Consider the following 13032-nt stretch of genomic DNA (forward strand, 5'->3'; position numbering starts at 1 on the left):
GCTATTGATCTGACAACCATTTGTGCCTAAGCTTGTAAATAACTCCATCTTGCTCTAGTTGCTGATAAGCAAACCTTAAACGCTGGGCCCATTGCGGCTCACTTTTTAAACTTAAAGCTATACAGAGTTTATTATTAAGTTCGTTAGCGTTACGCACTTTAACGAGTTGCTGATAATCATAACCTAGCTTTTTAGCCCTATGTTTTACCGTTAATTCTGTTGCAACAATTAAGTCAGCACGACTATTAAACAGCATTTGTATATTTTGATCTTCTTGGATTAATCGTAATATGTTTGAAAATTCCTTATCTAAAACAAATTGCTCTGCATTTGAGTACCGTGAAACCGCAATTTTATGCGCTTTAAGTTGCGCCATACTGTAGCTGCTATTGCCATAGTATTTTCTTAGCCCCCAAAATGAAAATTTCTCATCGGTAATACAACCTATCCAATGAAATAAATCTGCTCGGTGTGGCGTATGAGCAATAGAGAATATCAACACATTAGCTTCATTTTTTGCTATTTCATATGCTCTAGCCCATGGCATAACTTTTATATTAGGTGTTACGGCAAGCCTTTGTAGCATTTCCTGAACAATTTCAACGGACAAGCCAGTTAAATGGCCATTAGTGTTTAGGATTTGGTAGGGGACAAGATTCTCGGTCACGATATTGAGTTTTGGCAACTCACTACCGTTCGTCGACAGCGATATCGAAAAAGCGAGCAGTAAAAGATACGGGAATAAAATTAACTTTGTTGTAGTTAAATTAAAGGAATTTTTTATTTTATTGAGTTTAGCCACTGTTACGTCATAACCTCCCTCGCACATAGTTTTAGCCTAGACTATTGATAGGCTTTTGTCGAAGCAGTCATGATTAAGCAATAAAAAAGCGGCCGAAGCCGCTTAAATTTAAAGAGTGATGTTTATACCCAAGCCACTTGAAGATGCAGTTTCAGAGTTAAGCTAGGAAATCAGCGCAAGGTGCAGCTCGAAGATAATGGTTACTCCCTTAGCAAATAGTATAATACTGCTTAGTTATGCCTGTTTTTGTTGGCTTGTGGTTACATAATCAAGTATGCCGATTGCTGCTTTTCGGCCTTGATCTATCGCAGTTACCACCAAGTCAGAGCCAAGTACCATATCACCACCAGCAAAAATGTTAGCCTTACTGGTTTGCAAGGCAAAATCGCTACTGTCGGAGGCTATCACTCTGCCACGGCTGTCTACCTCGACACCGGCATCTTTCATCCATTGCGGTGGGCTAGGTAAAAAGCCAAAGGCAATTACCACAGCATCTGCTGGCATCATAAACTCAGAGCCTTCAATGGCTTCCGGACTTCTACGGCCATTAGCATCAGGGCGACCAAGTTGTGTTTTGACAAACTTAACGCCACACGTTTTGCCTTCGTCATCAACAGCAATATCAAGAGGTTGAATATTAAATTGAAAATCAACACCTTCTTCTTTAGCATTTTGTACCTCGCGTGGCGAACCAGGCATGTTTGCTTCGTCGCGACGATAAGCACAGGTAACTGAGGTTGCGCCTTGTCGAACAGAGCTTCTAACGCAATCCATGGCAGTATCACCGCCGCCGAGTACGACAACTTTTTTACCAGAAAAATTCACGTATGGCTTAGCATTTTCATTACCGTCTTCTTGCGAAAGTTGCATTAATTTTTGGGTGTTGCCAATTAAAAAATCTAGTGCATTGTATACACCCGGCGCTGATTCATGCTCAAAGCCGCCAGCCATGTCGGTATAGGTACCAAGTGCCAAAAATACCGCATCAAACTCGTTACTAATATCTTCAAAACTAATATCAACACCGACATTAGTGTTTAAGCGGAATTCGATACCCATGCCTTCGAGTATTTCTCGACGAGTTTGAATAACGTCTTTTTCTAGTTTAAAAGATGGAATACCAAAGGTTAACAGGCCGCCAATTTGCGCATGCTTATCAAATACTACAGCTTGAACACCATTACGAGTGAGCACATCGGCACAAGCTATGCCCGCAGGACCAGCACCTATGATTGCGACACGTTTACCGGTTGAAATTACGTCAGAAAGATCGGGTTTCCAGCCTTGAGAAATTGCCGTATCGGTAATGTATTTCTCAATATTACCTATGGTAACGGCACCGAAGTCATCATTAAGGGTACAGGCTGACTCACATAGTCTATCTTGCGGGCAAACGCGGCCACACATTTCAGGCAGGCTATTGGTTTCATGACAAAGATCAGCGGCTTCGAATATCTTACCTTCGGTCACTAACTCTAACCATTGTGGAATGTAATTATGCACTGGGCATTTCCATTCACAATAGGGGTTGCCGCAATCTAAACATCGATCGGCTTGGCCAGCACTTTGTTCATTACTTAACGGTTGATAAATTTCGACAAAATTGATTTTTCGCTGTTCGATGGCCTTTTTCGGCGGATCAATGCGTTTTACATCGATAAATTGATAAATATTTTTACTCATGAATTAACTTCTCCAACTCGTGTTCTTGTTACTGTGCTTGAACACGAAGTTCTGCAGACGAACGGCTGTGATGACCTAGCAAGGTTTTTACATCAGTTGCTTTTGGTTTCACTAACTTAAATAATGGTGCGTAAGATGAGAAATTAGCTAAAATTTCTTGTGCTCTTAGGCTACTGGTTTCGTCAAAGTGTTGGCTAATAATGCCACGTAAATGCTCTTGATGAATGCTAAGTTCATCAATAGGTAACATTTCAATTGATTCAGTATTTAAACGGATATTAAGATCATTATTTTCATCTAACACATAAGCAAAGCCACCTGTCATACCGGCACCAAAGTTAACGCCGACTTGTCCTAAAATAGTGACAATACCACCGGTCATATATTCACAAGCATGATCACCAGTGCCTTCAATAACCGCATGACAGCCTGAGTTGCGTACTGCAAAACGTTCACCGGCTTTACCACAACCATAAAGTTTGCCGCCAGTAGCACCATATAAACAGGTGTTACCCATGATCATGGCTTCATGGCTTAAGTACTCGACGCCTTTTGGTGGCTTAATGGTTAATTTACCACCCGCCATACCTTTACCAACATAATCATTGGCATCTCCGGTTAAGGTCATTTCTAAACCACCGGCATTCCAAACCCCAAAACTTTGCCCCGCGGTACCACTAAAAGCAATTTTAATTGGATTTGCTGCCATTCCTTGGTCGCCATGCTGACGAGCAATTTCACCTGACAATGCCGCGCCAACAGAGCGGTCGGTGTTTTGTATCGTTAATCGATACTCGCCACCTTGGCTATGCGCAATAGCTTCTGCTGCCAGCGTTACCAATTTTTGGTTTAACTCGCCTTTATCAAAAGGTTGGTTTTCTTCTGTTTGATAAAGAGCGGTATCTTCTCCTGCGACAACTGGTGCGATAATAGGAGACAGATCCAGTTTTTGCTGTTTCGCACTAATACCAGATAAAGACTGAAGTAAATCGGTACGACCAATAATTGCTGTTAGGCTTTCTACGCCTAATTTCGCTAATATTTCTCGGACATCTTGTGCAATGAACTTAAAGTAATTCATTACTTGATCAGGTAAGCCTTTAAAGAACTGCTCGCGTAGCACTTCGTCTTGTGTTGCCACACCTGTTGCGCAGTTATTTAGATGACATATGCGTAAAAATTTACAGCCTAGCGTTACCATAGGCGCGGTGCCAAAACCAAAGCTCTCGGCGCCTAAAATGGCTGCTTTAACAATATCAATACCAGTTTTTAAACCACCATCGACCTGTAAGCGCACCTTATGGCGTAAGCCGTTGGTGACTAATGATTGATGTGCCTCTGCTAAGCCAAGCTCCCAAGGGCAGCCAGCATATTTTACTGAGGTTAGAGGACTTGCCCCTGTGCCGCCGTCGTAACCAGAAATGGTAATGAAATCGGCATAAGCTTTGGCAACACCTGAGGCGATAGTACCGACACCAGGACCAGAAACTAGTTTGACTGAGATAACGGCTTTTGGATTCACTTGCTTTAAATCGAAAATAAGCTGAGCTAAGTCTTCAATAGAATAAATATCATGGTGTGGTGGTGGCGATATTAAGGTTACTCCAGGTACTGAAAAGCGCAGTTTCGCAATTAACGGTGTGACTTTATCACCTGGTAATTGTCCTCCTTCACCTGGTTTAGCCCCTTGCGCCACTTTTATTTGTAATACATCAGCATTGACTAAATAGTGTGGTGTAACGCCAAAACGGCCAGAAGCGATTTGCTTAATACGAGAATTTTTTACCGTACCAAAGCGACGTTCGTCTTCACCACCTTCGCCAGAATTTGAAAAACCACCTAAGCGGTTCATGGCGATGGCTAGTGCTTCATGGGCTTCTGGGCTTAAAGCGCCAATCGACATCGCGGCGCTGTCAAAGCGTTTAAATAACTCGCTTTCCGGCTCAACAGTAGCAATATCAATCGCTGGTTGGTCATCTTTTAAGGCTAATAAATCACGCAATGCGGCAGCTGGGCGATTATTAACTTGCTCGGCAAATACTTGATAATCTTTATAGTTTCCACTACGAACAGCGGTTTGTAGTGTGCTGACAACATCAGGGTTATAAGCGTGATACTCACCACCGTGAACATATTTTAATAAGCCACCATGGCTTATTTTTTGATGTGGTAAAAAGGCTTTACGGGCGAGATTAATATTATCTTGTTCGATGTCAGAAAAATCAGCGCCTTGAATACGACTTGGTAAATCAGGGAAGCAAAGCTGCATAATATTTTGGTTTAAGCCGATCACTTCGAATAAACCAGCACAGCGATAACTTGCTATGGTGGAAATCCCCATTTTTGATAATATTTTTAACAGCCCTTTATTTATGCCCTCTCTGTAGTTCACTACGGCTTGGCGTGGGGTTAAATCAATTTGTTTTTGCTGAACAAGTTGTTCTATGGTTTCGTAAGCTAAGAATGGATAAATGGCAGTTGCACCAAGCCCTAATAAAACGGCAAACTGGTGAGAGTCTCTAACCGATGCGGTTTCAACAATAATATTTGAGTCGCAACGTAGTTGTTGTTCAACTAGGCGTTTTTGTACCGCACCAACTGCCATTGCTGCTGGAATTGGTAGCATGCCTTGGTGTATTTGGCGATCTGACAATACTAAGATTACAGTATTTTTTTCACGTACTAATTCTTCCGCTTCATCACATAAACGTAATATCGCGGCTTCTAAACCTTCATCTTGATCATAGTTCAGCGTTAACGTATCAGAGCGGTAGTGCTTAGGATCCAGCTCACGCAGCTGCTTTAGGCCGGTATACATTAATATTGGCGTGGCAAATAAAATGCGATCAGCATGACCAGTTGTTTCATTGAAAACGTTATGCTCTCGACCGATACAAGTACCAAGCGACATAACGTAACGTTCACGCAATGGATCAATTGGTGGATTAGTTACTTGAGCAAATTGTTGCCTAAAATAATCGTATAAAGAGCGAGGCTGGCTTGATAAAACCGCCATAGGCGTATCATCGCCCATTGAGCCAGTCGCTTCTTGGCCATTTTCTGCCAATGTTTTTACTACTTGATGAATTTCTTCATAACTGTAGTTGAACATTTTATGGTATTGAGCAATTTCTTGGTCGTTAAAAACGCGTTGACCAATTAACTCGCCATCGAGTTGGTCAAATGGGATTAGTCGGCGGATATTATTATTTAGCCATTGGCGATAAGGATGACGAACTTTAAGTTCGTTATCTATGGCGTTAGAGTCAAATATTTTACCTGTGTAGGTATCGATAGCGAACATCTCGCCAGGGCCTAAACGGCCTTTTTCAACAACTTCATCCTCACCGTAATCCCAAATACCAACTTCTGACGCAAGTGTAATAAAGCCGTCACGAGTGATAACATAACGAGCAGGGCGCAGGCCGTTACGGTCTAAGTTACAAGCAACATGGCGACCATTGGTAACAACAACACCTGCAGGGCCATCCCATGGCTCCATATGCATAGAATTGAATTCATAAAACGCTTTTAAATCATCATCCATAAGCGGACTATTTTGCCAAGCTGGTGGCATTAGTAATCGCATGCCACGGTATAAATCCATACCACCCGCTAGAAACAGTTCCAGCATGTTATCTAATGATGACGAGTCTGAGCCTTTTTCGTTAACAAACGGCGCAGCGTCTTGTAAGTCGGGTAGTAGTGGAGATTGAAAACGGTGAGTACGTGCTCGACTCCATTGTCTATTGCCTTTTATGGTATTAATTTCACCATTATGCGCTAAATAACGAAATGGCTGTGCTAAGTGCCATTGTGGTGAGGTATTAGTTGAAAAACGTTGATGAAATAAGCAAATAGCGGTTTGCATGCGAATATCAGCAAGGTCAAGATAAAAGTTTGGCAGATCTACCGGCATCATTAAGCCTTTGTAGATAGTTACTAAGCAAGACAAGCTTGCCACATAGAAACGTTCATCTGTAATGCGTTTTTCTGCGCGCCGGCGTGCCATATATAAACGGCGCTCTAAATCTCGATTACGCCAACCAGGAGGCGCATCAACAAATACTTGTTCAATACTTGGCAGGTTACTTTTAGCGATTTCACCTAATGTCGATATATCGGTAGGTACTTCGCGCCAGCCTACTAACGTTAACGTTTCTCGGGCTAATTCTTCTTCAAGAACTTTTTTACTTAGGCTAGCTTGTACAGGATCTGGATTGAGAAAAATCATGCCAACGGCGTATTTTCGGCCTAATTGCCAATTATTTTCTTCAGCGATGGCGCGAAAAAAACTATCTGGCTTTTGCATCAGTAAACCACAACCATCACCGGTTTTTCCGTCGGCAGCAATACCACCTCGATGTTGCATTCTGTCGAGCGCATGAATTGCAGTCTTTACTAGCTTATGACTTCTTTCGCCGTGTTGATGGGCAATTAAGCCAAAGCCACAATTGTCTTTCTGATAGGTATGATCGTAAAGCTGCATTCTCTTCTCCTAAATAATCGCACCAACTTTTGTTTTTTTGAAATTAATTAAAATGGATATAATTATGCTTATATTGCATAAATAGTCTAAATTATTTTGTTGGAATCATGCCTACATTAAACATTTACAATTGAAACGTCAATGTAAATAGAGTAATTGCTCGTAGGTTTTTTACAGGTTGTTTGATGCTTTATCGCACTAAACTTGGTTTTTAATGAGTTTTCATGCTGTTTTTCTGCGTTTTTAGCGGGGGTTTTAGCAAAAACATAATTAAAATTTATATTTTTGTAATTTAATTACATGTTGTTTTGTGGGGGAATATTTTGCAATTTGAAAAATATAGCCCTTGTTTATATTCAATATTTATTCAGCGTTATAATCTTTACTTTTAACGGCTAGAGTCATGTGTTTGGCCAAATTATGCTGAGTAAATATGATGAATCGATAAAGTACTAAGCAAATAGTCGGCAGGGCTATCGGGTTAGAAATTAATAACTTGCTATTAATAAGTGCGATTAGCTAACAGTAGCTAAGAAATTTGGAAACTTTCAGCGATAATGTGTTTTTTAAAGTGAAACAGACTGGTAATTACATAAATATTAGCTGACTAGAAAGTAAAAAACCTCCAGCAAGGTACTATTTTGCTAGAGGTTTATTTGTTATTTACTAGAGTGTAGGGGCGTGAAGCCGCTATGGTTGGTAACCGTCAGCAATGCCTTTAGTTGTTACACTAACCGCGTCATGGGCGTGCAGAGATTCTAAATGATTGATACGTAGCCAGAAGTCATCAAATTGTTCAGAAGTATTCATGGTATGTTGTAAACGACGCGCTGCGTCTTCACAAAACATTAAGTTTTGACCATTTAGGCGTGCAAATTCTTGCTCGTCTTCACGCTTAACGGCAGCTTGTACTGGTGTTTTAAGTGAATTCTCAATCAAATCAACTAAATCCGTAATTGGAAACTCTGTTGTCGTACTATTTAATTTCACTTTCAACTCAGCAACAGAACGCTGACTATGTGGAGTGGCGACAACACCTTCTGTTGTGCCCAACCATTCATGTACTGTATCTAAATTGATTTCATTGCTATCTGAAAACTTATCTTTGAATGCTTTTTGTATTAACTGGCGAGCTAAGGCGGCAGAACATGGGCAGGTTGAAGAGTAACGAACATCAACGCTTAGTTCGATATCAAGTTTGCCTTTGTTTAAACGGCCAGTGATCGTAACTGGGTATGCTTTCCAGCCTTGTTTGCCACTTATTAAAGATTTACGACGTAAGTGATAATCAAAACTGAACTTAACTTTGGCATTATCACTAAGTTCTTGATGACTGCTAATAAAACCATCAAGCAATGTCACTAAACTTTGATGATTTAGTACATTTGAGTTTGATAATTCATCAAGCAATAGGTATAAGCGCGACATATGAATGCCTTTCGCTTTTGGCTCTTTAAGGTTTACAAACGCGTCTACGTAAGCTGAAACCATACGTTCAGATTGACCTTTTGAGGCAACCATGATGGGCATTTCGATATTTCCCATGCCGACCCAATCCAAAGTCCCCTCAGTTTGTGCTGTGGTATGATTTGCTATATCAGGCATTATTGTTGGCATTTTGACTCCGCTTTTCGCTTGTGCACTATGTAAAGGGCTATCTATGGTAACTTCAGTACATAGTAAAAATTAAAATTTGCATTATTATCTCTGTCCAGATAAGCCTATTTGAATATCTGAAGCGGCAGGTAATGCTGTGACCTTAAAAAGGGCGGCCATTTTGAACCATCCAATTACTAAAAGCAATGTTTGTCATGGCGATAATGATATTGATCAAGAATATGATATTTACTTTGACTGTCTGAGATAACTTCTATAGAAAAGAATGTTAGGGCATTGTATTCCACAAATAATGCAGCGAAAATAATAAGCTACTGGCTGGATCCATTCGGCGTCACAAAGGGGATTTTATGGGGACGATTCAACATTTAGATTTAGCTTTGCTTGAAGGCTATTTAGAAGCTTTAGATATTGACGTATTGACACAAATGTTAGATTTGTATCAACAACAATCGCAAGTATATTTAAGTGAAATTGACAGTGCCATTGTAAATATGGATCAAAAAGATTGGCAAGAGCAATGTCATAAAATGAAAGGCTCAGCGGCTAGTGCGGGTTTAACACAAGTGCGTGAAAAGCTTATTGCAATAGAGAAGTCAACACAAGACTGGCCAATAAAGTCAGCGCACTTAAAAACGCTAGTATTGCTAAATCAACAGGCAATTGATGCTTTCAAACAATGGCTTGCTAGTCTATAGATAGTCAATAAAAAAGCAAGTTAAGTGACTTAACTTGCTTTTCAGTGTTACTAAATTGCCTATCTGGAGTGCTTAGTCAACACTACCAATAAAACGATAACCTTCACCGTGAATAGTATTAATAAGTTCTGGTGCATCTTCTACCGATTCAAAATGCTTACGTAAACGACGAATGGTTACATCAACTGTTCTATCATTTGAACGTAAATCTCGACCTGTCATCTCTTTAATCAATTGTTGGCGTGTAACAATTTGACCTGCGTTTGCAATTAAAAGTCTTAGTGCTCTATATTCACCACGAGGGATTGAAATTTCTTTGTTATCAGGTGAGGTCATTTTTCTTGAGTTGCCGTCAAGTGACCACTGATTAAATGTGATTATGGCGTCATTTGATTCTGTTTTGCTATTCGACATACGATTTAAAATATTGCGTGCACGAATAGTTAATTCACGCGGATTAAACGGCTTAGTTAAGTAATCATCAGCACCAATTTCTAAACCTAAAATTTTATCAATATCGCTGTCTCGACCGGTGAGAAAAATCAAAGCTAAATTATTATTGTTAGTTAATTCTCTAGCTAATAGTAAGCCGTTTTTTCCGGGTAAGTTTATATCCATAATAACCAAATTAATGGTGTTGTTTTGTAATTCGCGATCCATGCTGTCACCATCTATTGCTTCTGACACAAGGTAGCCTTCAGCTTCAAATAGATTTCGTAGATTAAAGCGTGTTACGTCTTCGTCTTCTACGATGAGTATATGTGGTTTTTGCATGTTAAGTGTCCAGTATTATATGGTTCATATGTAAATCAATAGTTAACAGCTATTGATTAGATTCTTGTAATTATAGATGATTTCAAGAATTAAAAATATTGCTTAATGGTATAGAAGCTAATATAAAAACACAATCGTCGTTGCTGTGTTTAGCTGATTGTAAAATAATCCGCTTATTAAATGTTCCGTTTAGATCAAAGATCTAGTTAATTGGGAAATTTATTTCAATAGTTACCCCTTCCCCCAAAACACTATTTAGCATAATGGTGCCGCCAAGCGCCTGTGTAACTAGGTTATAAACCAAATGCAAACCTAAGCCGCTACCACCTTCGCCACGTTTAGTGGTGGTGAAAGGCTCGAAAACTTTATTTTTGATTTTTTCATCAACACCAACCCCATTATCTTTGAATAGAATATTGAGCTGGTTGCTTAACGGCATAACAGAAATATCTATTTTTCCTTCTGCTTTACCTTCAAAGCCATGAATGACTGAATTCATAATCAGGTTGATGAGTATTTGATTTATCGGCCCAGGCTTACTGGCAATAATAAGCTCTTTTGGGCAATCAATATTGATGATATAGGGTAAGTTTTGCAATTGTGGTCTTAACGTTAGCAATACTTCGGAAAATAGCTCTTTGACATCAAATTGGCGAACTTCTTCACTTGACTGATCAACGGCGACTTTTTTAAAGCTAGAAATGAGATTGGCCGCTCGGTTTAAATTTCTATAAATAATAGCAATATTCTCACCACCTTCGTGTAAGAACTTTTTAAGTTGACTCGATTTTAATGTTTTATTATCAAAAGCTTGAGTGATTTCATCTATTCTATCCGACAATAAAGTTGATGCCGTAACACCTAAGCCAATTGGTGTATTAACTTCATGTGCAACACCGGCAACCATGTCACCTAATGACGCCATTTTTTCACTTTCGACTAATTGCCCCTGAAATTGATGTAGCTTCTCAAGTGTTGATAGCAGTTCTTGGTTGGACTCTTTTAATGCCGCGGTGCGCTTATTAATTTTGTCTTCAAGCTCATGTGAATGCTCAATACTTTGTTGTTCAGCGGCGTCTAACTGGGCAATATGTTTTTCCATACGTGAGAATAATATATTGATATTTCTTGCCAGTATGTCGGCTTCTCGATATGGCATTGCTTGACATTTTTGCTGAAAGTTTTTTTGTCGAGCCGCCACCTGTACTGTATTGACCAAGTTCATGTATGGGGTTGAAATATAACGTTCTAATTGCAATACGATAAAAATAGCGACTAATAAAACAATAAAAGTAATGAGCACGCTCGTGGTTAACAATTTGTCTGTGATTACCGTAATATGCTCTTTACTACTTTGTATATAAACAAAACCCAATATCTTGTCATCCATAGTGATTGGAGACATATACTCAAGGTAATTTTCTCTAAATCTAGGTTCAAGAAGGTTATTAATTTCGCTAGATTTTTCAGAGATTGCGGAACGCCTTTCATTGCGTTTGTAGCTATAAAACAGCTCAAGTTTATTATCTTGCTTGTTGTGCTGGTAAATATGTAAGTAATTTAAATTGGGAATTTGATGGGCAATGGTTAAATTGTCTTTCAGTGCTTGACGGTCTGAACCCAAGAGAAAATCTTTACTTTCACTGGCCACCTCATCAGCCCAATATTTAATATGAGTGGCAGCTAAGTTGTTGTAACTTGAACTATATTGCTGTGAAATAATAGCAAGGTTTATAATGCTGATAAAAATAACAAAGCCAATGATCGAGACCAGAAATATTCGGCGAATTGACCAAATGCGTTTGGTTGTGGGCATATAAAATTTAGCTTTAGTTAAGTGGCAGATAATATGATTGTAGAAAACCTTTTTGCATTCAACAATCGCTTTGTGTCTGTAATATTAATTTGTTGTGCGGTTAAGGCACTGATAAATAGCAAATCCCTTGGTTACCGTTATAGTTTTCGTCGTGCCAATCGCTTGCTCCATTATTGGAGGATACTTTAAAAAACTGTTGGCGACTATAGTGATGCAACCGTTAGGTCTTATATGTTGCTTAATTTTCATTAAAAATTGCTCAGTAGCCGCATAGTGAGTTTTCACGCCTTGGTGAAAAGGCGGGTTTGAAATGACATAGTCATAGCTATCAGTAACATGTGATAAACTGTTTGAGGCGATAAAGTCAGCTTCAAGTTGGTTCAGTTCAAATGTCTTTTTAGCGGATTGTAATGCTAAGGCGTTGACGTCTACAAGTGTAGGCTTGCTTTCAGGGAACAATGTGCTGATATAGGCGGCAATGACTCCAGCACCACAGCCAAAATCTAACACTTTCCCGGTAATCGTTTCGGGTAAATTATCAAGTAAAACTTGTGTGCCAATATCGAGTTTATTCTGGCTAAATACACCAGGTAAGGCGGCTATCTTAATTGATTGACCAGCAATTTCTATCTGATAATTATGATAAAAATCTGCTAATACAAAATCAGGCAATGTTGATTTAAACCTTGCGACGTACAACAGGCAATGGCGTGCGGCATCAATTTTATTGCAAAAACTTAAGTAATTTTTTCCTAATTTATCTGCTGACTTTATGCCACTTTTATTTTCGCCAACAATAATAATTGTAGCATCCTCGGTAACAGCACGGGCCAGCATTGCCAAGGTAAAGCCATATTCTGCTTTGCTTTTTGGAAATGTCATAATCACTAAGTCATGACTTAATGGGGTTTTATATTCAGCACAAAAATGGCTTTGAACTCGCTCATCAGAGATGGCTTGGCTCAATTGATAGTCAGCAAAGTTGGTGTGATAGCAAGTTATGTTTGCTTGGCTGTGATTACTAAGATATTCGGTAATAAAGCCGTCGTCTGTTAGATTAACGAATAACGGATTGTTTGCAGAGATCTCGTTAATATTACGAAGTAATAATTGGCTGATATTACTGGTTGCCATGTAAGGTACCTTTAATGCT

At 39.4% G+C, this 13032-nt stretch carries 8 protein-coding genes; 1 reads left to right on the forward strand and 7 read right to left on the reverse strand.

The features are described 5' to 3' along the window. Position 1: 1 nt before the first annotated feature. The 4 genes from AC27HL_RS01875 to folE2 all read right to left on the reverse strand — a co-directional run bounded on the left by AC27HL_RS01875 (position 2) and on the right by folE2 (position 8591). Positions 2-829: a substrate-binding periplasmic protein gene (locus AC27HL_RS01875; RefSeq protein ID WP_487078603.1), complete on the reverse strand. Its 828-nt coding sequence runs from the start codon at positions 827-829 to the stop codon at positions 2-4. A gap of 207 nt (positions 830-1036) precedes the next feature. Continuing rightward, on the reverse strand, positions 1037-2485 hold the full coding sequence (locus AC27HL_RS01880; protein ID WP_487078604.1) for an FAD-dependent oxidoreductase: 1449 nt from the start codon (positions 2483-2485) through the stop codon (positions 1037-1039). A 28-nt stretch (positions 2486-2513) separates the two neighbouring features. Further along, a complete protein-coding gene (gene gltB / locus AC27HL_RS01885; RefSeq protein ID WP_487078605.1) occupies positions 2514-6974 on the reverse strand; it encodes a glutamate synthase large subunit in 4461 nt (1486 codons plus the stop codon). Positions 6975-7664: 690 nt separating this feature from the next. Continuing rightward, positions 7665-8591: a GTP cyclohydrolase FolE2 gene (gene folE2, locus AC27HL_RS01890; protein WP_487078607.1), complete on the reverse strand. Its 927-nt coding sequence runs from the start codon at positions 8589-8591 to the stop codon at positions 7665-7667. 350 nt (positions 8592-8941) lie between these two features. Between folE2 and AC27HL_RS01895 the strand changes: the two genes are divergently transcribed. Further along, entirely contained in the window at positions 8942-9289 is a 348-nt protein-coding gene (locus tag AC27HL_RS01895) for an Hpt domain-containing protein (RefSeq protein WP_487078609.1), read from the forward strand. A 72-nt stretch (positions 9290-9361) separates the two neighbouring features. Here the strand turns inward: AC27HL_RS01895 and arcA are convergent, their stop codons facing one another. The 3 genes from arcA to AC27HL_RS01910 form a co-directional block, all read right to left on the reverse strand. Beyond that, positions 9362-10063, reverse strand: coding sequence for a two-component system response regulator ArcA (gene arcA / locus AC27HL_RS01900; RefSeq protein WP_487078611.1), 702 nt, complete (start codon positions 10061-10063; stop codon positions 9362-9364). A gap of 202 nt (positions 10064-10265) precedes the next feature. Beyond that, positions 10266-11879 carry a sensor histidine kinase gene (locus tag AC27HL_RS01905; protein ID WP_487078612.1) on the reverse strand — a complete coding sequence of 538 codons (1614 nt, stop codon included), beginning with the start codon at positions 11877-11879 and terminating at the stop codon, positions 10266-10268. An 84-nt stretch (positions 11880-11963) separates the two neighbouring features. Next, complete coding sequence (locus AC27HL_RS01910) at positions 11964-13013, reverse strand: methyltransferase (RefSeq protein WP_487078614.1); 1050 nt, start codon at positions 13011-13013, stop codon at positions 11964-11966. Positions 13014-13032: the final 19 nt, after the last annotated feature.

This window comes from Colwellia aquaemaris (genome assembly GCF_057548755.1).